This is a genomic window from Micromonospora sp. DT43, assembly GCF_049841645.1.
Lineage (GTDB): Bacteria > Actinomycetota > Actinomycetes > Mycobacteriales > Micromonosporaceae > Micromonospora.
On sequence record NZ_JBNCKR010000011.1, the window covers coordinates 205,911 to 227,411 of the forward strand.

Below are 21,501 nucleotides of genomic sequence, written 5' to 3' on the forward strand. Positions count from 1 at the left end.
GCGCCGCGGCCGGAACATCCCGCCGTCAGAGAGTGGTTCGGGAGCACATGTCGCGCGGATCGTCGCGGCAGGCGTCGTCGTCACACCTGGTACGACCGGCCCGTACCTCGCTAGTCTGCGATGCGGGACTAGCGAGAACAGTGAGAAATATGGAACGACCAACCGGGGCAGTGGCGGAGCTGGCCGAGCAGCGCGGCTACGGTTCGCATGTCGTGACGGCGGTGCTGGCCGACATCGGCTCCGGGTGCCTGAGCGTCATCGCGCCCTTCGTCCTGGCACTCGTCGGCACCGGGCTGCTCGTCGCCGACGGTGGACCGGTGACGACCGCGGTGGGCATCGCTCTGATTGTTCTTGCACCCGTTGTCGCCTTCCTCTTCTGGCGGGCGTACGGCCGAACCTGGGCGCGAGCACCCAGGTTGTACTGCTTCGAAGCCGGCTTCGTTCTTGGCGGGAACGGACAGCTGCGGCCATATGCGTGGAACGAGGTGGATGTGCGGAAGGGGTCGAAGACCCATCTTGTCGGGCAGGCGCAGAGCCCCCAGACCTTCGCCTACCTCGAGGTGCGCACAAAGGAGGGCGAATTGCTGGTTACTCTGGGTGAGGCGAACCATCTCCGAGAGGTTGCAGAGTTGGCGGCACGCGTTTCGTAGCCGACCTGCTTGCGGCAAGGTGCGAACGCCGTCGCGGCGTCGATGTGCACGAAAACCTGTCCCAGGTATCGCCGACGCGCCGGTCGCTTCTCGGCGGTAACCTGTCGGGCTGACGCCGGGGTCGGCAGCGAAGGTTGGAGGCCGGATGGTTCACGAAGCGACGAGCCGCGCAGTTTGGGAGGCGGACCGGACGATCGCCCGGCTGTGCGCTACGAGCTATGTGCAACAGGTGTTTCCCGAAGCGATCCGCCTCTGGGGCACGGACGGCGATCCGACCGAACCCGACGAGCTCGACGCGGTGTGGCGGATGCCGGGAGACCACGGCGAGCGGCTGATCGCGGTCACCGCGCTGGCCGGCGAGTACGAGCTGCCGCGACGGCGTCTCCCGTACGGGACGACGGTGGTCGGCGGCACCCGCGACTATCTCCGCTACGCCGTCGACCGGCTCCGTGAGCATGGGCGGAACGACCTCGCCGGGGCGATCGAACAGGAGATGTACGCCGACCGCCTGTGGTATTTCGAACTCGCCGCCGTGGTGACAGTGGTGAACGGGGAGCACCGGGTGGAGGACGTCCGTGCCCGGCAGTACGACATCAGCGACGCCAGCCTGCTGCGCGGCCTGTTGACGGCGATTCGGGCCGGCGACCGCGACGCGATCGAGAAGCTACGCCAACCGTTCGGAGAAGACCTGCTCAAGGCTCTGGTCGACGCGTACCCCTCGCTGGACACCTGGCCGCAACGCGCCCACCTGGTGCGGGCAGTCTCCGGCCGCCACGGTCCAGTGGTCACACCGGTGATGGCAGCCATCCTCGACATCCCTGACGACGCAGGCGGATCGGGCGACCCCGACATGGCACGGGAGGTCCGGGCCATCGCGCTGAACGTGCTGGAGGCCGGCGGCTCCGTCGAGCGGTTCATGCGCTACTACGAGGACGACGAGGCCGCCGCGGCCGCGATTGCCCGGTACCGGGCCGGATTGCCGCCGGCTGGGTAGGGCTGGGCGCCGGTTGCGGCTTGTCCCGGTGCAGCTCGATCGAGTAGAAGCTGGAGATCTGGATCATCGTGTCGTCGGTGCAGGTGTGGCGCTCAGGCCAGATCAGTCCTGACGATCACGCTCAGAACATCGTGGTGTCGACGTCCGCGCCGGAGAGCAGCGCGCCGACAGTGGCGTAGCTGTCGCGGCTGTTGACGAAGTGCTGCGTGGCGGTGTTGATGTCGCGCAGCCGACGTTGCAGCGGCGAGGAGTCGAACACGGTCGACGCGCCGGCAAGCGCGTACGCCGTCTGCACGGCCTGGAGCGCGGTGGCCGTGACCTGCGTGGCGGTGGCCCGCAGGCAGGCGCGGTCCAGCGCGCTGAGCACCTCGCCGCGACGCGCGGTCTCCCAGGCCCCGGCCGCCTCTTGGTGCAGCAGCGCCCGGGCCGCGCGCAGGGCCACGTGGGCCTCGCCGAGGCGGTCGTGGAACACCGGCGAGTCGGCGAGCGACCGGGTGCTGAACGTCCGGCGGCGGCCGGCGGCGGCGTGCGCCGCCGCGTCCTGCACGGCACCCTGTGCGATGCCGAGGTCGACGGCCGCGATGAGCAGCCCGGCCTGGGCGATCCGGAAGACGGTGCGGCGTACGTCGTCGCCGTCGCCGACCAGGCTGAAGCCGCGGTGCTCGGGGCAGGTGCGGCCGGCCGCCCGCACGTCCTGGCTGGCCGTGCCGCGCAGGCCCAGCACCTGCCAGGTGTCGACAGGCTCCAGCTCACCGGCGGGGAAGAGCACCATCCGGGTCAGCGGGGCCCCGTTGGGCAGGGTCCGGGGGGTCCGCCCGTCGAGCACTATGCAGTTCAGGTAGATCCAGCTCGCCTGTGGGCTGCCGGTCACGAACGGCCACTGGCCGCTGACCCGCCAGCCGCCCGCCCCGTCCGGGGCCGCCCGGCCCTTCGGCGCGACCGCTCCGGCGCCCAGCACGTCCGGGCCGTGCGCGTAGATCTCGTCGCGGGCGGCGTCGGGAAAGCAGGCGAACAGCAGGTGCGCCAGGCCGACCTGGCCGATCAGCCAGCCGGTGGAGGCGTCCACCGTGGAGAGCTGCTCGATGACGCGCAGCGCGTCGCCCAGCGGCAGGTCGGCGCCACCGTACGCGGCCGGCACCAGCATCCGCAGGCAGCCCGCCGCGCTCAGCTCGGCGAGAACGTCCTCGGGGACCCGGCCCGCCCGGTCAATCTCCGCCGCCCGCTCGGCGAGCGCGGGGAGCAGTCCGTCGACGCGGGGAAGCGTACTGGTCACGGTTGGACTCTATCGCCTTCCTCGTATCTTGTTTAGCCTTGTATCTGCTATCAATCTCGGATAGACGTATCGGGGAGGAGGTGACGGGCCGATGACCGCACGCGCCGTGGCGGAGTCGCCGCTGCTGAGCTGGCTGGAGCGTCCCCGGCAGGACCGGGGTGTGCACTTCGCCGCCGGCGGCGACGACTGGAGCTTCCTGTCGTACGCCGAGTTGGCCGACCGGACCCGGGTGATACTGGCCGGCCTGCGGGCGGTCGGGGTGACGCCGGGCGACGTGGTGTCCATCGTCGAGCCCGCCGGCCCCGACTTCGTCGCCACGCTCTTCGCCGTGATGGCCGCCGGGGCGGCGCCCTCGCCGATCGCCCCGCCGCTGAACTTCCAGGACCGCGCGGTCTACGGCGAACACGTGCTGGGTCTCCTGCGCGCCGCCGCGCCGCGCGTGGTGGTCTGCGCGGCCACCCTCACCGCCACCATCGCGCCGCTCGCCGAAACCGCCGGGGTCCCGCGCGTGCTGAGCGCCGACGAACTGGCCGACGCCGCAGGCGGATCCCGGGGCGCCCTTGCGGATCCCGGCCCGCTGGCCCTGCTGCAGTTCACGTCCGGCTCCAGCGGCCGCGCCCGGGGCGTGCAGGTGCCGCACGCGGCACTGGCCGCAAACGTCGCGGCGATCCGGCGGTGGCTCGCGATGACCCCCGACGACCCGACCGCGTCCTGGCTGCCGGTGCACCACGACATGGGCCTCATCGGCTGCCTGGTCACCCCTGTGGTCAACACCAGCGACCTGTGGCTGATGCCGCCGGAGGAGTTCGTCCGCAACCCCGGGCGCTACCTGCGCTGCTTCGGGGCGCACGGCGCGCGGCTGACCTCGATGCCGAACTTCGGGCTGGAGTACATCGCCCGCCGCGTCCGCCCCGAGGCGCTGACCGGGCTGGACTTCTCCGCCTGGCGCGCGGTCATCGTCGGCGCCGAGCGCGTCGACGCCGAGGCGCTGCGCCGCTTCTGCGCCCTGCTCGGCCCGCACGGCTTCGACCCGCGCGCGCTGCTGCCGGCGTACGGGCTGGCCGAGGCGACACTGGCCGTCACCGGGCTGCCGCTCGACGAGCTGTACCACGCCGTCGAGCTGCGCCCGGACCGACTGCGGCTGGGCGCGCGGGCCGTCGCGGACCCGGGCGAACCGGTCGACGGCGGCGTCGAGGCGTACCCGGTGGTGGGTTGCGGCCGGCCGTTGACCGGGGTGCGGGTGCGGATCGTGGACGAGGGCGGCACGCCGCTGCCGGACGGGGTGGTCGGCGAGATCGAGGTGCACGGCCCGTCCGTCGCCCAGGGGTACGTCAACGCGGCCGACTCGGCGTCGCAGACCGCGCTGGGCGGTGGGGTGCTGCGCACCGCCGACGCCGGGTTCCTGCACGAGGGGCAGTTGCACGTGCTGGGCCGCCTCGGCGACAGCATGAAGGTACGCGGCCGGGCGGTCTTCGCCGAGGATCTCGAGTGGGCCATCTGCCGTCCCGGGGTGCCGGCGCAGCGGATGGCCGCGCTGCTGGGCCACCGCGGCGGCACCGCGACGGTGGTGGCCGTCTTCGAACAGGCCCAGCCGGAGTGGCTGGCGCAGGCAGAGCGCGAGCTGCGCCGCCGGGCGGAGGGCGCGCAGGTGGTCATCGTGGACGCGCCACGCGGCACCATCGCCCGCACCTCCAGCGGCAAACCCAAACGACGCCAGCTGTGGCAGGCGTTCGTCGATGACCGACTGCCCGGCACCGTGGTCACCACGGGACCGGCCGGTCAGCGAGACCAGACCGAGCAGACGACGACGGCGTCCTGAGGGACGTTCGGACAGGAGGCGGGAATGACCGACGCGACCAGGTCGACGACAGCCGAGGTACGGACCGAGGCGGAGGTGCGTGACTCGGTGACGGCGATCGTCACCGAACTGGCGCCCAACCCGGAGCAGACCGAGGGGGCGGGTGACTCGCGGCTGGTCGAGGACCTCGGCTTCCACTCCCTCGCGCTGCTGGAGTTGGCCTTCACCCTGGAGGACGAGTTCGAGTTGCCGCCGATCGACGAGACGACGGCCCGCAAGATCGTCACGATCGACGCGGTGGTGGAGCACGTGAAGGACATCCTGCGCTCGCGCGGCGAGCTGGCCAGTTGACCGGCCGCCCGGGGAACGCGCCGGGCACGGCGACACTGCGCCCACCGGTGCCCGGCGAGCCGGATCAGCGGGCCCGGGCGTTGTCGCTGCGGCTGTTCCTGGCCATGCTGCACACCCAGGAGCTGCTGGCCGGCTACCTGGGCGCCCGGTTGGGGCTGTACGAGGCGCTGGATCGTGGCCCGGCCGACGTGGCCGAGCTGTGCGCGCGTACCGGGATCGACACCCGGTACGCGCGCGAGTGGCTGGAACAGCAGGCGGTCGCCGGGTTCGTCGACGTGGACGACGTGACGGCCGCGCCCGAGCGGCGGGTCTACCGGCTACCGCCGGGGCACGCCGAGGTGCTGCTCGCCTCGGACAGCCCGCTGTCGCTGGTGTCGCTGACCATGCTGCCGCTGGGCGGGGTGGCCGGCGCGTTGCCGGCGCTGCTGGAGGCGTACCGCACCGGCGCCGGGGTGCCCGACGAGGTGTACGGCGACGACTGGCGGCACGGGCACTCGGGCGCCAACCGGGCGCTGTTCACGTACTCCCTGCCCGGGTGGCTCGCCTCGGCGCTGCCGCAGCTGCACCAGCGGCTCGCCGCCGCGCCGAGCCGGATCGCCGACGTCGGCTGCGGCGCGGGCTGGGCGGCGATCGCGCTGGCACGGGCGTACCCCCTCGCCGAGGTCGACGGCTACGACCTGGACGCGCCGACGGTGGCCGCGGCGCAGGCGAACGTCGCGTCCGCGGGCGTCGCCGACCGCGTGCGGTTCCACCGGCGCGACGCCGCGGATCCGGAGCTGGCCGGCAGGTACGACCTGGTCTGCGTGTTCGACGCGTTGCACGAGATGAGCCATCCGGTGTCGGTGCTGGCGGCCTGCCGGCGGCTGCGCGCCGACGGCGGCGCGGTGCTGGTGCTCGACGCCAAGGTGGCGCACCGGTTCGTCGCACCCGGCGACGAGGTCGAGCGTTTCCAGTACGCCACGAGCGTGCTGCACTGCCTGCCGGCCGGTCTGGCCGCGCCCGGCTCGACGGCAAGCGGCACGGTCCTGCGGCCCGCGCAGGTCCGCCTGTTCGCCACCGAGGCCGGCTTCGCCGACGTGCAGATCGTGCCCGTGGACGACCGGTTCCACAGGCTTTACCACCTGACCGGCTGACCGAGGCGCGGGGGAGGGCGGCGTCGCCTTCCCCCGCGCCGGCTCAGCCCGCCAGCTCGGCGCCGAGCGCCCGCTTGTCCACCTTGCCCACCGCCGTGTGCGGCAGCGCCGTACGCAGCTCCAACCGGTCGGGCAGCTTGTACGCGGCCAGCCCCCGGCCGGTGAGGAAGTCGCGCAGCTGCCCCAGGGTGGGGGCGTCGGCGCGGGGCACCACTACCGCGCAGGTCTTCTCGCCCAGGACCCGGTCTCCGACGGCGAGCACGGCGACCTCGCGGACCGCCGGGTGGGCGAGCAGGTGCTCCTCGACCTCGCCGGCGGGCACCTTCTCGCCGCCCCGGTTGACGACCTCCTTGATCCGGCCGACCACTACCAGCTCACCCGTCGGCGTCCAGCGGACCAGGTCCCCGGTGCGCAGGAAGCCGTCGCGGGTGAAGGTGTGCGCGTTGTACTCCGGCACCCGGTAGTAGCCGCGCAGGGTGGTCGGGCCGCGCACGATCAGCTCACCCACCTCACCGGCCGCGACCCGCCGGCCGTCCTCGTCGACGACCTGGAACTCGTCGTCGGCCGACAGGGGACGACCCTGGGTGTGCGCGGCCAGCTCCGGCGGGTCGTCCGGGCGGGTGCAGCAGATCGGGCCCTCGGCCATGCCGAAGAAGTGCGCCAGGCGGATCCCCAGCTCCCGGGTCACCCGCTCGGCGACCGCGGGGCTGAGGTTGGCGCCGCCGACCTCGACCACCAGGCCGCTCAGGTCGGCGCCGAGCATCGGCGCGAGGTCGGCCCACAGCGGTAGGAAGGGCGGCATCAGCGTGGTCAGGGTGACCCGCTCGCTGGCGATCAGCCGGAACGCCTCGTCGGGGCTGGGGCTGCCGGCCAGCACGGCCGTGGCACCCACCCGCAGCGCGCCGAGCACGCCGGGGCAGCCGAGTGCCGCGTTGTGGGCGACCGGCAGCGCGGCGAGATAGACCCCGTCGGGTCCGAAACCCATCGCCGCGGCGGTCGCCCGCAGTTGGTACGCGTAGTCGTCGTGGGTGCGGGGGATCAGCTTCGGCAGGCCTGTCGAGCCGCCGGAGAGCAGGAAGAACGCGACGTCCGACGGGTCCGGGGCGGGCAGCGGCACCGGCTCGGCGTCCACCTCGGACAGGGCGGTGAACTCACCCGGGTCGCCGACGACGAACACCTCCCGCAGCGTCGGCGTCTCGGCGCGGACGTCGGCGGCGAGCTTGCGCAGGTCGTACCCCTGGACCTGGTCGACTGTCACGTACGCGACCGCCTCGGTGTGCGCGCACAGGTGACCGATCTCGGCGCGCCGGTGCGCCGGCAGGGCCAGCACGGGCAGCGCGCCCAGGCGGAACAGCGCCAGGCACAGCACCACGAACTCGACGCTGTTGGGCAGTTGCACCACCACCCGGTCGTGCCTGTCGATGCCGCGGGCCCGCAGTCCGGCGGCCATCCGGTCGGCCCGGCGGTCGAGGTCGCCGTAGCTCACCCGCCGCTCGCCGGTGACAAGCGCGACGCGCTCCGGGTCGGTCCGCGCCCACTCCCGGCCCAGGTCGGCGAGGGATTCGCCGCGCCAGTAGCCCTGCGCGCGATAGCGCTCGGCCAGCTCCTGCGGCCAGCTCACACATCCGTCCAGCATCCCGTGCCTCCCGTGACGACGGTGACAGCGACCCGCTCACAAGCTAGTGTGCAGATACACGAGATACAAGACACGCGATAGTGGAGGCGGTTGATGCTGGCGGCGCGGCCCCGTACCGACCTCGGTGCGCTGACCAGGCTCACCGAACTCGCCGACTACATCGTGCCGTTCACCATCCGGGTGATCGCCCACCTGGGCGTCGCCGATGAGCTCGTCGACGGGCCACGGCCGGTCACCGAGCTGGCCGAGGCCACCGGAGCGCACGCGCCGTCGCTGCTGCGCGCCCTGCGGGCGCTCGCCGGCAAGGGCATCTTCACCGAGGTCGAACCCGAGGTGTTCGGCCTGACGAAACTCGCCGAGCCGCTGCGCACCGACCACCCGCTGTCGCTGCGCGACGCGTACCCCCTGATGGCCGCGGACGTGCGCGCCTGGGCCGGGCTCGCCCGGTGTCTGCGCACCGGCGAGGCCGCCTTTCCCCGGATCCACGGCGCCGACTACTGGTCCTACCTGGCCGAGCATCCCGCCGACAGCCTCGCCGTCGACCGCTGGATGTCGAGCCTGACCCGGCTGCACCTGCGCACCGTCCTGCCGGCGTGGCCGTGGGCGCAGGCCCGGCAGCTCGTCGACGTGGGTGGCGGCGACGGCGCGTTCCTGGCCGGCCTGCTGCGCCGCTACCCGCACCTGCACGGCACCCTGCTCGACCTGCCCCACGTGGTGGCCGCCGCGCCGACGCTGCTCGCCGAGGCCGGGGTCGCCGACCGGTGCCGGATCGTGGCGGGCAGCTTCTTCGACCCGCTACCGGCCGGTGCCGACCTGTACGTGCTCAAGACGATCCTGCCCGGCTGGGACGACGCCGACGCCACGGCCATCCTGCGCCGGATCGCCGCGGCCATGGCTCCGCAGAGCCGGCTGCTGCTGCTGGAAGCGATCATCCCCACCGGCGACGTCTTCGACGTCGCCAAGCTCGTCGACCTGCACACCCTGGTGCTCACCGGCGGTCGGCACCGCACCCGCGACGACCTCGTCGACCTGCTGGCCCACGCCGGCCTGCGGCTGGACCGAGTCGTTGCCACGCCCACCCTCACCGTGATCGCCGCCGGTCCCGCCGGGCCGCAGCTGACATCCCCCTAGGAGGAATCGATGGCCCCGAGCCGACCCCGGATCGACATCGAGTCGGTGTTCCGACTGACCGAGCTGGCCGACTACATCGTGCCGTTCACCGTGCGCGCGGTCGCCGAGCTGGGCGTCGCCGACCAACTCGTCGACGGGCCACGGCCGGTCACCGAGCTGGCCGAGGCCACCGGAGCGCACGCGCCGTCGCTGCTGCGCGCCCTGCGGGCGCTCGCCGGCAAGGGCATCTTCACCGAGGTCGAACCCGAGGTGTTCGGCCTGACGAAACTCGCCGAGCCGCTGCGCACCGACCACCCGCTGTCGCTGCGCGACGCGTACCCGCTGCTGGAGCCGGACATCGAGGCGTGGGCCCACTTCGACCACAGCATCCGCACCGGAGAGGCGTCGTTCGACCAGGTCCACCCCGAGGGCTACTGGCCGTACATGGCCGCACACCCGCACGACAGCGCCCGCTTCGACGCCTCCCAGCAGGCGGCCACCCGGCTGGAGCTGCGGGCGGCGCTGCCCGCGTACCCCTGGGGGGAGCTGACCACAGTGGCCGACGTCGGCGGCGGCAACGGCGCCTTCCTCGGCGGCATCATGGCCCGCTTCCCGCAGTTGCAGGGCACCCTGTTCGACCTGCCACACGTGGTCGCCGAGGCCGAACCGGTGCTGCAGAAGCTCGGCGTGGCCCAGCGGTGCACGGTGACCGGCGGCAGCTTCTTCGAGACCATCCCGGCCGGCGCGGATGCGTACCTGCTCAAGCGGATCCTCTACGGCTGGGACGACGACAACGCCGTACGGCTGCTGACGGCCGTGCGCGCGGCGATGCGGCCGGACAGCCGGCTGCTGGTGCTGGAGCCGGTGGTCGAGGCCGGCGACCGCTTCGACGTGGGCCGCCTCTACGACCTGCTCCTGCTGGCCATGGTCGGCGGTGGCGCGCGCTCCCGTGAGCACATCGAACGGCTGCTGGACGCCGCCGACCTGCGGCTGGCGCGCAGCGTGCCCACCATGATGTTCCCCATCCTCGAGATCGTCCCGAAGGAGGCGTGAGCGATGCGACTGGTCGTGGACTTCTCCCGCTGCGAGAGCAACGCGGTCTGTGTGGGGCAGGCGCCGGAGGTGTTCGACGTCGGCGACGACGACCGGCTGCACATCACCGAACAGCCGCTGGAAGGCTCTCTTGCCAACCGGGTACGCGAGGCAGCCCGCCGCTGCCCGAAGCAGGCGCTGTCCGTCGTGGACGACTGAGGAGGCACCCGCTCCCCGTTCGACGGGGAGCGGGTGGCCCGCTACTCGTAGTACTCGACGTAGGCGACTATCGAACAGCGGTCCTCGGACCCGTACCCGGGACGCGCCATGCCGAGGCACACCCAGACCTCCGCCTGGTCCACGTTCTCGACCGGCCACCCGTAGTTCGGGATCTCCGCGCCGGTCGAGGTGGAGGTGTCGTCCGCGACGAACGGCCCGCTGGTCGCCCAGTAGCCGTACCAGGTGTCGTAGTACCGGAACCAGGCGCGGGCCGCGTACCCGTCGGCCTTCTGGTCCTTGACGTAGTTGTACCTGCTGGTGTCCAGCGTCGGACGGTACTTGTCGTTGATGCAGACCCGCGCGCTGGCGGTGGCGCCGACGCCTCCGGTGGGGCTGTACACGGTCGCGCTGCCGGTGCTGCACCGGCTCGCGGCCTGCGCCGGGGTCGGGGCGACGAGCGTCACCGTGGCCAACGTGAGGACGCCGACGAGGATTCTGAGCAGTCTCGGATACCGCACGGGTTTTCCTTCCGGGAGAGGTGACGGCCCGCCCACCCGCGGCGGACCATGTGCCGCGATCCCGCCCGACACGAGGAACCCGCGGGATCTGCGCCGAGGCTAGGGGCGCGTTTCGGCTGGCCACCAGCGTTCCGATGCGTCCCGGACAGCACGGTTGTGTCCGGGCTGCTCGCGGGCGTCGTTCGGTCCTGTCCCGAACGCGTCGAGCTGAGCGGTCGCCGGCTTCCTGTACCGGCGGGCCGCGCGGTGATCAAGTGATGGAAAGTAGGTCAGGAACGCTGCTGGAACCTACTTTTCATCACTTGATCAAGCCGATGCCGAGCTGGTCGGTGCGGTCGCCTCCTGGATGGCTGTCCAGACGCGTTCGGCTGTCACCGGCATGTCGATGTGCCGGACGCCCAGGTGGCGGACGGCGTCGACGACGGCGTTCTGCACCGCCGGCGGGAGCCCGACCGCACCCGACTCGCCCAGGCCCTTGGCGCCGAGCGCGTTGACGGGCGTGGGGGTCTGCGTCGCCACCGTCTCGAAGGAGGGCAGTTCGGCCGCGCCGATCATGGCGTACCGGTGCAGGTCACCGTGCAGGGGCGTGCCGTCGGCGGCGAAGCGGACCTCCTCCACAAGCGCCTGACCGGCACCCTGCGCGAGGCCGCCGTGCACCTGCCCCTCGGCCAGCAGCGGGTTGAGCAGCACTCCCGCGTCGTCCACGGCCACGACCTGCCGCAGGGTCACCTGCCCGGTCTCGGTGTCCACAAGCACCACCGCCAGGTGCGCGCCGAACGGGCAGGTCGCCGCCGTCGGCTGGAAGTTCGCCTCCGCGGACAAGGCGTCGTCGGCGGCGGCCAGTTCGGTCCAGTAGACGACGTGCCCGGCGGTCGAGCGGAACCGTCCCGCCGTGTACTCCACGTCGTCGCGGGGCACACCCAGGTGTACGGCCGCCGCGTCCCGCCCCCGCTCCACCAGGGCCAGGGCCGCCTCGCGTACCGCCATGCCGCCGGTCTGCAACGACCGGGACCCGCCGGTGCCGCCGCCGGCGGCGACCGTCGCGGTGTCGGAGTGGCGTACGTCGACGCGGTCCAGCGCCACGGCGAGCACGTCGGCGGCGAGCATCGCCCACGCCGTGACGTGGCCCTGCCCGTGCGGGCAGGTGCCCGATCCGACGGTGAAGCGGCCGGTGTCGTCGACGTGGATCGAGGCGTACTCGCTGCGGGTGTCCGCGCCGGTGATCTCCACGAAGGTGGACAGGCCGATGCCGAGCTGCTCGACGTCGCCGCGCTCGCGGCGGGCCGCCTGCTCGGCGCGTAACGCCTGGTAGTCGGCCTCGGCGAGCACCCGCGCGAGCGCCGCGGGGTAGTCGCCGGTGTCGTAGCGGGCGCGGGTGATCGTGGTGACGGGGAAGCTCTCCGGCGGCAGCAGGTTGCGCCGGCGTACCTCGGCCGGGTCCAGGCCGATCTCCGCCGCGTACACGTCGACCATCCGCTCCAGCGCGGCGACGGCCTCCGGCTGCCCTGCGCCCCGGTACGACACCACGGGCGTGGTCGTGGTGGTGACGCTCGACGAGCTGAACTTCGCCCGGCTGATCGCGTACGGGCCGGTGAGCATCGTGCGGGTCCAGAACGGCAGGATCGCGCCGATGCGCGGGTACGCCCCGGCGTCCTGGACGATCTCGAGGGCGTACGACACGATCCGCCCGTCGCGGGTGCCGCCCAGCTCGGCGCTCTGGTGCTGGGCCCGGCCGTGCCCGGCGGCGATCATGCTCTCGCTGCGGGTCTCCGCCCAGCGCACCGGCCGGCCGAGTCGACGGCTGGCCCAGGCGACGAGGACGTCCTCGCGGCTGGCGAACGCCTTGGAGCCGAACGCCCCGCCGACGTCGCCGTTGACCACCTGGACCCGGTCCTCCGGCTCACCGAGGGCCGCCGCGAGTTGGTTGCGCCACAGGTGCACGGCCTGGCTGCCGGCGCGGTAGCGCAGCCCGTCCGGCCCCCACTGGGCCTGCCCGGCGCGGGCTTCCAGGGGGCACGGCGCGACCCGGGGGTTGCGCATCCGCTGCCGGACGACCACCTCGGCGCCCTCGTGCAGCTCAGCACGCCCGGCCGGGCGCCGGAAGCCCAGCTTCAGCACCATGTTCGTGCCGGCCTCGGGGTGCAGCACCCGCTCGTCGGTGAGCGCCTCCTCGACGTCGACAAGCACCGGCAGCGCCTCGATGTCGGCCGCGACGAGGGCGGCGGCGTCGACAGCTTCGGCGCGGCTGGTCGCCAGCACCGCGGCGACGGGTTCGCCGACGAAGCGCACCACCCCGTCGGCGAGCACCGGGGTGGTCATCTTCTGGTTCAGCACCCCGGCCTCGGGCGGCAGCGGCGGCAGGTCCACGTCCGTTGCCGTGAACACCGCGACCACGCCGGGCGCCCGGCGGGCGGCGTCGGTGTCCACGCCCCGCAGCCGGCCGTGGGCCACCGTCGAGCGGACGACGACCAGCTCCAGCGAGCCGGGCACCCGTACGTCGTCGACGTACGTTCCGCCGGTCGTGAGCAGGGCCCGGTCCTCGGTGCGTCGGACCGGTCGGCCGATCAAAGACATCTGCGACTCCAGGTTCCGCCCGGGTCAGGCCGGGCTGACGGCGAGCGGGATCGACGCGTACGACCGGAAGAGGGCGCTGGGCTCGCGGACCGGGTCGGCGGCCAGCTCGATGCCGGCGACCCGACGCGCGAGCCGCTCGAAGACGACAGCTCCCTCGATGCGGGCCAGCGCGGCGCCGAGGCAGCCGCGCACGCCGCCGCCGAAGCCGACGTGCGGGTTGGGGTGGCGGCCGATGTCGACGCGACCCGGGTCGGGAAACACGTCCTCGTCGTGGTTGGCGCAGCCGAGCAGCAGGAAGACCGACCGGCCGGGCCTGATCACCCGGTCGCCGACAGGGATCGGCTCCAGCGCCAGCCGCGCCGTGTACTGGATCGGGGAGTCGAACCGGACGAACTCCTCGGCCGCGGTGGCGGACAGCGACGGGTCGGCGCGCAGTCGACGCCACTCGTCGGGTCGGTCGGCCAGGGCGACGCTGCCGGTGCAGACCATGTTCATTGTCGTCTCGTAGCCGGTGAAGCAGAGGAAGACGATGTTGTCGACGACCTCCTCGATCCCCTCGGCGGGGTCGGCCACGGCGAGCATCCGGTCGAGCAGGTCGCCGCCGAGGTCGGCGTGCCGATTGGCGAGCAGGTCGCGGACGTACCCGCGCAGCCAGGCCAGCGCCTCGTCGGCCGCCGCCCGGTCGGCCTCGGGCAGGAACGGGGTGAAGGCCCGGCCCAGCGCCCCCGAGCGGGGCCAGACCTCGGCCCGGGTCCGCGCCGCCGGCAGGCCGATGAGTTCGCACACGACAGTCGCGGCGACCGGGAACGCCAGGTCGGCCACGGCGTCCATTCGCCCGGTGTCCAGCGCCGGGGCGAGCAGTTCGTCGACGAGGTCGCCGACGCGGCTCGCGGTGCGTCGGGCCACGCCGGGGCTGAACGCGCGGACGACCTGCTGGTGCAGCCGGCTGTGGTCGTCCGGGTCACGGGTGGGAATGATGCGGCGGAACACCTCGCGGGAGAGGTCCTGTGCCATCCGGAACTGCGGGTCGTCCTCCGGGAAGGTGTTGCTCAGCCGGCGGTCGCGTAGCAGCGCGGCGACGTCCCGGTGCCGGGTCACGCCCCAACTCGCCGGCCCGAAGCGACACAGCGGGCCGGCCGCCCGCATCCGCGCGTACGTCGGGTACGGGTCGGCGACGACCTCGGGCGCGAGCGGGTCCATCCGCGCCGGCAGGACGCGGCCGGCGGGGCTCACGGCCGCACCGCCACGGGCACGCTGGCGTACGAGCGCAGCGTCCCGTCGGTCTGCCGGCGGGCCGGGCCGGCCGGGGTCAGCGTGGGATACGTGCGCAGCAGGGTCTCGAACGCGACCTGCGCCTCCACTCGGGCCAGGTAGCCGCCGAGGCAGTGGTGGATGCCGCCGCCGAAGGACAGGTGCGGGTTCTCCGCGCGGGTGATGTCGAGGCGGTCCGGCGCGGCGAACTGCTCCGGGTCGCGGTTGGCGCTGCCGATCAGCAGGATCAGCACCCGGCCGGCGCGGATGGTGCGGTCGCCGATGTCGAGGTCCTCGCGGACCAGGCGGGCGACGCCCTGGATGGGTGCGTCGTAGCGGAGGAACTCCTCCACCGCCGCCGGTGTGCGGGACGGGTCGGCGCGCAGCAGGGCGAGCTGCTCGGGGTGGTCGAGCAGGGCGGCCACCCCGGTGGCGATCAGGTTGGTGGTGGTCTCGAAGCCGGCGAAGAAGGCGAAGACCGCGTTGTCCACGATCTCGTCGTGCCCGAGCACGGCGCCGTCGTCGTCGGTCGCGGCGAGCATCCGCGACAGCAGGTCCTCGCCGGGTTCGGCGCGACGCCGCTCGAGGATGTCGCCGAGGTAGCCGCGCAGCCACTCGACAGCCCGGTCGGCGGCCGGGCGGTCGTCGTCGGGCACGATCGCCGCGAACGCCTTGCTCAGGTCCAGCGCGTACGGGCGGATGCGTTCGTGGTCGGCCGGTGGGATGCCCATCAGGGCGCACACCACCATCACCGGCAGGGGAAAAGCGAGATCCGAGACCGCGTCGAAGCCTCCGGTGCGGGCGGCCGGGGCCAGCAGCTCGGTGACCATCTGCTCGATCCGGGGCCGCAGCCGGCGGACCAGCGCCGGGCTGAACGCCTTGGCCATCAGCCGGCGCAGCCGGCCGTGCTCGGGCGGGTCGCGGTAGAGGATGATGCTGCCGAAGAAGTCGCCGGCCGCGCCGTCGCCTGCCGACATTCGGTGGTAGGCGGCGGGGAACTCGCTGCCCAGGCGCGGGTCACGGACCAGCCGGGCGACGTCGGCGTAGCGGGTGACACCCCAGCTGCCCGGGCCCATCCGGCACAGCGGGCCGGCCGCCCGCAGCGCCGCGTAGGTGGGGTAGGGGTCGGCCGCCACGGCGGGGTCGCGGGCGTCGAATCTCGGCGGCATGCCGGTACGGGCCGAGGTCATGCCCGCCAGTATGCTCAACCAAAGATACGAGAAACAAGTACTTCCGAGATACGCGAAACACTATTAGGCTTCCGAGCCATGACCGAGACCGTGGTGAGCGCTGACCCCCGGATCATCGCGATGGAGTTGCTGATGAAGGCTCCGGCCACCGTCAGCAGCCCCTACCCGCACTACCACGCGCTGCGCACCGCGGCGCCGAAGTACCGGATGGAACAGCCCGGTCAGGGTGTGGGTTGGGTGCTCACCGCGTACGACGACTGTCGGGCCGCGCTGCGCAACCCGTCGCTGGACAAGTCGGCCCAACGCCCCCGGATGGGCGACTCCCGCGGCCGCGAGGGCGCCCGCACCCTGCTGTTCCTCGACGGGCCGGAGCACACCCGGCTGCGCGGGCTGGTCAGCCGGGTGTTCACCCCGCGGCGCACCGAGACCCTGCGTCCCCGACTGGCCGCCTTCGTCGACGGCCTGCTCGACGACATCACCGCCCGCATCGGCCCCGGCGGCGGCGAGGTCGACATCGTCGGCTCGTTCGGCTTCCCGCTGCCGGTCATGGTGATCGGCGAACTGGTCGGCGTGCCGCCGGAGGACTGGCCGCTGCTGCGCCGGCTCACCCGCGCCGCGTCCGGCGGGCTGGAGATCTTCGCCCCCGAGGAGGTGCTCAAGGCGTCCGACCAGGCGCTCGGCGAGATGGAGGAGTACTTCGCCGACCTGGTCCGCAAGCGCCGCGAGGACCCCCGCGACGACCTCGCGTCCGCGCTCGGCCAGGTCGAGATCGACGGCGACCGGCTCTCGGTCGACGAGCTGATCCAGGTGATCGTGCTGCTGTTCGGCGCGGGCTTCCAGACCATGACCGACCTGATCGGCCTCGGCACGCACGCGCTGTGCCGCAACCCGGCCCAGTTGCAGCGGCTGCGCGCCGAACCGGAGCTGACCCGCTCCGCGGTCGAGGAGCTGCTGCGCTTCGACTCCCCGGTGCACGTGCTGGGGCGTGCCGCGTTCGAGGACACCACCTTCGTCGACGGCACACCGCTCAACAGCGGCGAACACGTGATCACCCTGATCGGCGCGGCCAACCGTGACCCGGCCCGCTACGCCGACCCGGACCGCCTCGACATCGCCCGTTTCGCCGGCGCCGAACCGCCGGAGACGCCGCTGTCGTTCGCCTGGGGCCCGCACCACTGCCTCGGGGCGCAGCTCGCCCGCGCCGAGGGCCAGATCGCCTTCCGCCGTCTGGTCGACCGGTTCGCGGTGATCGAGCTGGCCGACCCGGACGCCGACGAGATCGACCTCGAGTGGCGGCACAGCAGCACGTTCCGGGGCCTGGAGGAGCTGCGCGTCCGGCTCGTCCCGGCCTGAGCACCCACGAACCACCACGCGCCGACCAGGAGGGGGAGTCCATGCCGGAGGCGGTGATCGTCGAGGCGGTGCGGACGCCTATCGGTCGGCGCGACGGTGTGCTGTCCGGCCTGAAGGCCGTGCAGTTGCTGCGCCACGTGCAGGTCGAGGTGCTCCGTCGGGCCGGCGTCGAGCCCGGCGAGGTGGAGCAGATCATCGGCGGTTGCGTCACCCAGGTCGGCGAGCAGAGCCTCAACGTCACCCGCAACGCCTGGCTCGACAGTGGCCTCGACTACGAGGTCGGGGCGAGCACCGTCGACGCCTCGTGCGGCTCCGCGCAGCAGGCCAACCACCTGATCGCGGCGCTGATCACTGCCGGCGCCATCGACGTGGGCATCGCCTGCGGCGTGGAGTCGATGAGCCGGGTGCCCGTCGGCACCAACCTCTACCAGGGGCCGGGCCACTACAAGACACCCGACTACCCGTACGACGATCCGCCGAAGGCGCAGTTCGGCGGAGCGGAGCGGATCGCGGCCCGGCAGGGGCTGACCCGCGCGGACGCCGACGCCTACGGGCTGCGCTCGCAGCAGCGCGCGGCGCGGGCCCGCGACGAGGGCCGCTTCGACCGGGAGATCACAGCGGTGCCGCTGCCCGACGGCACGTCGGTCGACGCCGACCAAGGCATCCGCGACACCACAGCGGAGGGGTTGGCGGCCCTGCGTCCGGTGCTCCCGGACGGCATCCACACCGCCGGCACCACCTCGCAGATCTCCGACGGCGCGGCGGCGGTCCTGTGGATGTCGCGGGAGCGGGCCACCGCGCACGGCCTGCGGCCCCGGGCCCGGCTGGCGCAGCAGGTCGTCACCGGCGCCGACCCCTACTACCTGCTCGACGGCCCCACCGTGGCCACCCGCAAGCTGCTCAAGCGCGCCGGGATGACCCTCGCCGACATCGACGTCGTCGAGGTCAACGAGGCGTTCGCAGCGGTCGTGCTGTCCTGGGCGGCGCACCACGACGCCGACCTGGACCGGGTGAACGTCAACGGCGGCGCCATCTCGCTCGGGCATCCGCTGGGCAGCAGCGGCACCCGGCTGCTGGTGACCGCCCTGCACGAGCTGGAACGCGCCGACGGCGAGGCGGCACTTGTCACCATGTGCTGCGGCGGCTCGCTCGGCACGGCGTCGCTGCTGGTGCGGGAGTAGGCGGCATGGACACCGAGACGCGTACCGCGCCCGCCCGCGACGCCGCGGACTTCTACGCCGACGCCCGGCACGACCTGACCGGGCCGTTGCACGGCGTACGGGTCCTGGACGTCACGAAGGTCTGGTCCGGCCCGATCGCCAGTTGCGTCCTGGCCGACCTCGGCGCGGACGTCCTGCGGGTGGAGATGCCCGGCAACCGGGAGGGGTTGATGCCCCCGGACATCCCCGGCACCGGCCTGTCCTGGTTCCGGCAGAGCGTGCACCGCAACAAGCGCAGCATCGGGCTCGACCTGCGCCGCCCCGGCGCGGCCGAGGTGTTCCTGCGGCTCGTCGCCACGGCCGACGTGGTGGTGGAGAACTACAAGCCCGGGACGCTTGACGCCTGGGGCGTCGGCTACGCGCAGTGCCGGGAGGTCCGGCCGGACGTGGTGCTGGTCTCCGTCTCCGGCTACGGCCAGTACGGCCCTGACGCGCAACGACCCGGGTACGACCCGACCACCCAGGCCGCCGCCGGCTGGATGGCGCTCAACGGCGACCCCGACGGCACGCCGCTGAAGGCGCCCACCTTCCTCGCCGACGACCTCGCCGGGCTGCACGCGGTGATCGGCGCGCTCGCCGCGCTGCGCCACCGCGACCGCACCGGCGAGGGTCAGCACGTCGACGTGAGCATGCTCGACTCGCTGCTGTTCTCCAGCAACGGCTACCTCACCCTCGGCGCGACAGGGGTGCCGCTGCGCCGCTGGGGCGACCAGGCCGACTTCGTCGTGCCGGCCGGCTGCTTCCGGTGCGCCGACGGCCACGTCTACGTGGCCGTCGCACTGGACCGCTCCTGGCGTCGACTGGCCGAGGTCGTCGGCCGCCCCGAACTGGCCCGCGCACCCGGCTACGCGACGAACGAGGAACGCCGCGCCAACCGCGCCACGGTCAACGCGGTAGTCGCCGACTGGTTCGCCGGGCGGACCTGCGCCGAGGTGGTCGCCACCCTCGACGCGTCCGGGATCACCGCCGAACGGGTGCGGACCTTCGCCGAGGCCGCGACCGACCCGCAGGTCCACGCCCGCGCGATGGTGCAGGAGACGGTGCTGTCCAACGGCAGCACCGCGCCGCTGACCGGGCCGGCGGTCAAGTTCTCCCGGACACCGACAGCCGTCCGCTCCGGCGCACCCGAGCCCGGCGCGGACACCGACCGGGTCCTCGACGAGGTGGGCGTCGACGCGGCAACGCGGGAACGGCTGCGCGCGCAACGGGCCATCGGATGAGCAGGGGGTGACATGACAACGGCAGGCGAGGCGTCACGCTGCGCGCTGGTGACCGGGGTGTCCCGGGGAATCGGCCGGGCCGTCGCGCTCCGGCTCGCATCCGAGGGGTACGCGGTGGCGGGCTGCTACAGCGCGCCCAGCGAGGCCGCCGAGAAGACCCGGGCGGAGGTCGAGGCGTACGGGGTCGGGTCGTGGTTCGGGCCGTGCGACGTGACCGACCCGAACGCTGTCGACGCGTTCGTCACCGCCGCCGAGAAGCACCTCGGACCGCTCACGGCGCTCGTCAACAACGCCGGCATCACCCGGGACCGACCGCTTGTGCTGATGGCCCCGGACGAGTGGCACGACGTGATCGGCACCAACCTCACCGGCACCTGGAACACCTGCCGGACGGTCGCGTTCCGCTTCCTCAAGCGACGCCGCGGCGCCATCGTCAACCTCTCCTCGGTCGCCGGGGTCACCGGCAACACCGGGCAGACCAACTACGCCGCGAGCAAGGCCGGCATCATCGGGCTCAGCCTGTCGCTGGCCAAGGAGGTCGCCGGGTACGGCGTACGGGTAAACGTGGTCGCCCCCGGCTTCATCGAGACCGACATGACCGCCGCGCTGCCGGCGAAACTGCGCGAACAGGCGCTGGGGCAGATCCCGCTGGGCCGCTTCGGCGCGCCCGCCGACGTCGCCGAGCTTGTCGAGTTCCTGCTCTCCGAACGCGCCGGCTACGTCACCGGCCAGGTGATCCGCGTGGACGGGGGGATCGTGCTGTGACCGCCGCACCCGCGTTCAGCGCCGCGACCCGCCCCGTCGACACGTACGAGGCCGCGGCGGCGCCCCTGCCGGCGATCGACTGGGTCGAGGTGTCCGCCGGGCCGCGCGGCGGGATCGGCCTGCGCGCCGGCGTCACCGTCGACGCCACCGACGTCTACCTGGCCGGGCACTTCCCCGAGCTGACCGTCTATCCGGGCGTCTTCACCCTGGAGACGATCGGGCAGGCCGTGACGGCGGCCGTCGGCTACTGCGCCGGCCGGCTGCCCCAGCTGCACCTGTTGCGCTCCGCCCGGTTCCTCGCCCCGCTGCTGGCCGGCGACACGCTCACCGTCGAGGCGTCGGTCGGCCCGGTCGGCGAGGACCAGTCCTTCGACGTGACCGCCCGGTGCGTACGCGACGACGGCGTCCACGCGGCGACGGTGCGTGCCGTCTACCGCTGGCCGAGCGCGGACGGCGGGAACGCCCGATGAGACTCGACCACGGCGAGTTGCGGTCCCTGCTGCCGCACCGGTACCCGATGCTGCTGCTCGACCGGGTCGACAGCGTCGAGCCGGGCGTGAGCCTGGAGGCCGTCAAGGCGGTCACCGGCTGCGAGCCCTGCTACCGGGGGATCGCCGAGGGACAGGCCCCCGACCGGTACGCGTATCCGGCGTCGCTGCTGATCGAGTCGTTCGGTCAGGGCGCGGCGGTGCTGTGGCTGCTGTCGCGGGGGCCGGGCACGACCGGGCTGCCGATGTTCACCGCGGCCCGTGACTGCGTGCTGCTGCGCCCGGTGTACCCGGGCGACGTGATCCGGCACCGGGTTCGACTGGAACAGGTCGTGCACGGCGCCGCGTTCGCCGCCGGATCCAGCTGGGTGGGGACCGACCAGGTGGCGGAGTTCGGCTCGATGATGGCGGTCGTCCGACCGGCCGACGCCATCGCGGAGCGGAAACGATGAGAGGAAGAGGGAATTTCGATGAGTGAGCGCGACCAGCACATGGCGGAGCTGCGGGAGATCGTCGCGGAGGTGCTCGAGTTGGAACCCGAGGAGGTCGCCGACACCGCCGACTTCGTCGAGGAGTACGAGGCGGACTCGTTGCGGGCGATCGAGATCCTGGCCCGGATCGAGAAGAAGTACAAGGTGGAGATCCCGCAGGCCGAGTTGAACGAGATGCGCAGCCTCAAGGCCGTCCACGAGGTGGTGGCGCGACACGCCGGCTGGCAGGACTGAC

Annotated in this window: 21 protein-coding genes; 15 read left to right on the forward strand and 6 right to left on the reverse strand. The window is 73.0% G+C overall.

The window, feature by feature from the left end; translation table 11 throughout:
* Positions 1-149: 149 nt before the first annotated feature.
* Complete coding sequence (locus tag ACLQ26_RS24435) at positions 150-650, forward strand: hypothetical protein (protein WP_425746651.1); 501 nt, start codon at positions 150-152, stop codon at positions 648-650.
* A gap of 145 nt (positions 651-795) precedes the next feature.
* Positions 796-1,644, forward strand: a complete 849-nt coding sequence (locus ACLQ26_RS24440) for a hypothetical protein (protein WP_425746652.1) — start codon at positions 796-798, stop codon at positions 1,642-1,644.
* Between the two features lie 121 nt (positions 1,645-1,765).
* Here the strand turns inward: ACLQ26_RS24440 and ACLQ26_RS24445 are convergent, their stop codons facing one another.
* On the reverse strand, positions 1,766-2,917 hold the full coding sequence (locus ACLQ26_RS24445; RefSeq protein ID WP_425746653.1) for an acyl-CoA dehydrogenase family protein: 1,152 nt from the start codon (positions 2,915-2,917) through the stop codon (positions 1,766-1,768).
* Between the two features lie 91 nt (positions 2,918-3,008).
* Here ACLQ26_RS24445 and ACLQ26_RS24450 point away from each other — a divergent pair, with 91 nt between their 5' ends.
* From ACLQ26_RS24450 to ACLQ26_RS24460, 3 genes are read left to right on the forward strand one after another with little or no spacing between them, the layout of a single operon-like run.
* Complete coding sequence (locus ACLQ26_RS24450; RefSeq protein ID WP_425746654.1) at positions 3,009-4,736, forward strand: AMP-binding protein; 1,728 nt, start codon at positions 3,009-3,011, stop codon at positions 4,734-4,736.
* A 24-nt stretch (positions 4,737-4,760) separates the two neighbouring features.
* On the forward strand, positions 4,761-5,066 hold the full coding sequence (locus tag ACLQ26_RS24455; protein ID WP_007460186.1) for an acyl carrier protein: 306 nt from the start codon (positions 4,761-4,763) through the stop codon (positions 5,064-5,066).
* Positions 5,063-6,199 carry a class I SAM-dependent methyltransferase gene (locus tag ACLQ26_RS24460; RefSeq protein WP_425746655.1) on the forward strand — a complete coding sequence of 379 codons (1,137 nt, stop codon included), beginning with the start codon at positions 5,063-5,065 and terminating at the stop codon, positions 6,197-6,199. Before ACLQ26_RS24455 ends, ACLQ26_RS24460 begins: the two co-directional genes overlap by 4 nt.
* Before the next feature lie 43 nt (positions 6,200-6,242).
* Here the strand turns inward: ACLQ26_RS24460 and ACLQ26_RS24465 are convergent, their stop codons facing one another.
* Positions 6,243-7,835, reverse strand: a complete 1,593-nt coding sequence (locus ACLQ26_RS24465; protein WP_425746656.1) for a (2,3-dihydroxybenzoyl)adenylate synthase — start codon at positions 7,833-7,835, stop codon at positions 6,243-6,245.
* 93 nt (positions 7,836-7,928) lie between these two features.
* On the opposite strand from ACLQ26_RS24465, the gene ACLQ26_RS24470 reads away from it, so the two are divergent.
* Genes ACLQ26_RS24470 through ACLQ26_RS24480 form a run of 3 tightly spaced genes read left to right on the forward strand, consistent with a single transcriptional unit; the run spans position 7,929 to position 10,196 of the window.
* Entirely contained in the window at positions 7,929-8,966 is a 1,038-nt protein-coding gene (locus ACLQ26_RS24470) for a methyltransferase (protein ID WP_425746657.1), read from the forward strand.
* Positions 8,967-8,975: 9 nt separating this feature from the next.
* A complete protein-coding gene (locus tag ACLQ26_RS24475; protein WP_425746658.1) occupies positions 8,976-9,998 on the forward strand; it encodes a methyltransferase in 1,023 nt (340 codons plus the stop codon).
* A 3-nt stretch (positions 9,999-10,001) separates the two neighbouring features.
* Complete coding sequence (locus ACLQ26_RS24480; protein WP_007460197.1) at positions 10,002-10,196, forward strand: ferredoxin; 195 nt, start codon at positions 10,002-10,004, stop codon at positions 10,194-10,196.
* A gap of 41 nt (positions 10,197-10,237) precedes the next feature.
* Here ACLQ26_RS24480 and ACLQ26_RS24485 read toward each other — a convergent pair whose 3' ends face one another.
* From ACLQ26_RS24485 to ACLQ26_RS24500, 4 genes are all read right to left on the reverse strand, one after another.
* A complete protein-coding gene (locus ACLQ26_RS24485) occupies positions 10,238-10,714 on the reverse strand; it encodes a hypothetical protein (protein ID WP_425746659.1) in 477 nt (158 codons plus the stop codon).
* 306 nt (positions 10,715-11,020) lie between these two features.
* Positions 11,021-13,288, reverse strand: a complete 2,268-nt coding sequence (locus tag ACLQ26_RS24490; RefSeq protein WP_425746660.1) for a xanthine dehydrogenase family protein molybdopterin-binding subunit — start codon at positions 13,286-13,288, stop codon at positions 11,021-11,023.
* A 24-nt stretch (positions 13,289-13,312) separates the two neighbouring features.
* On the reverse strand, positions 13,313-14,521 hold the full coding sequence (locus tag ACLQ26_RS24495; protein ID WP_425746661.1) for a cytochrome P450: 1,209 nt from the start codon (positions 14,519-14,521) through the stop codon (positions 13,313-13,315).
* Complete coding sequence (locus tag ACLQ26_RS24500; RefSeq protein ID WP_425746662.1) at positions 14,518-15,729, reverse strand: cytochrome P450; 1,212 nt, start codon at positions 15,727-15,729, stop codon at positions 14,518-14,520. The genes ACLQ26_RS24495 and ACLQ26_RS24500 overlap by 4 nt, the downstream gene beginning before the upstream one ends.
* A 78-nt stretch (positions 15,730-15,807) precedes the next feature.
* Between ACLQ26_RS24500 and ACLQ26_RS24505 the strand changes: the two genes are divergently transcribed.
* The 7 genes from ACLQ26_RS24505 to ACLQ26_RS24535 are packed head-to-tail and all read left to right on the forward strand — an operon-like array spanning position 15,808 to position 21,500.
* On the forward strand, positions 15,808-17,082 hold the full coding sequence (locus ACLQ26_RS24505; protein ID WP_425746663.1) for a cytochrome P450: 1,275 nt from the start codon (positions 15,808-15,810) through the stop codon (positions 17,080-17,082).
* Between the two features lie 41 nt (positions 17,083-17,123).
* Complete coding sequence (locus ACLQ26_RS24510; protein ID WP_425746664.1) at positions 17,124-18,263, forward strand: steroid 3-ketoacyl-CoA thiolase; 1,140 nt, start codon at positions 17,124-17,126, stop codon at positions 18,261-18,263.
* A 5-nt stretch (positions 18,264-18,268) separates the two neighbouring features.
* A complete protein-coding gene (locus ACLQ26_RS24515) occupies positions 18,269-19,522 on the forward strand; it encodes a CaiB/BaiF CoA transferase family protein (protein WP_425746665.1) in 1,254 nt (417 codons plus the stop codon).
* 12 nt (positions 19,523-19,534) lie between these two features.
* Entirely contained in the window at positions 19,535-20,287 is a 753-nt protein-coding gene (gene fabG / locus ACLQ26_RS24520) for a 3-oxoacyl-[acyl-carrier-protein] reductase (protein ID WP_425746666.1), read from the forward strand.
* Positions 20,284-20,757 (forward strand): hypothetical protein, encoded by a 474-nt coding sequence (locus ACLQ26_RS24525; RefSeq protein ID WP_363685957.1) that lies wholly within the window; start codon positions 20,284-20,286, stop codon positions 20,755-20,757. The genes fabG and ACLQ26_RS24525 overlap by 4 nt, the downstream gene beginning before the upstream one ends.
* Complete coding sequence (locus tag ACLQ26_RS24530; RefSeq protein WP_425746667.1) at positions 20,754-21,227, forward strand: 3-hydroxyacyl-ACP dehydratase FabZ family protein; 474 nt, start codon at positions 20,754-20,756, stop codon at positions 21,225-21,227. Before ACLQ26_RS24525 ends, ACLQ26_RS24530 begins: the two co-directional genes overlap by 4 nt.
* Positions 21,228-21,245: 18 nt before the next feature.
* The gene (locus tag ACLQ26_RS24535) at positions 21,246-21,500 is read left to right on the forward strand and encodes an acyl carrier protein (RefSeq protein WP_354855241.1); all 255 of its coding nucleotides are present in this window, start codon (positions 21,246-21,248) and stop codon (positions 21,498-21,500) included.
* Position 21,501 lies beyond the last annotated feature (1 nt).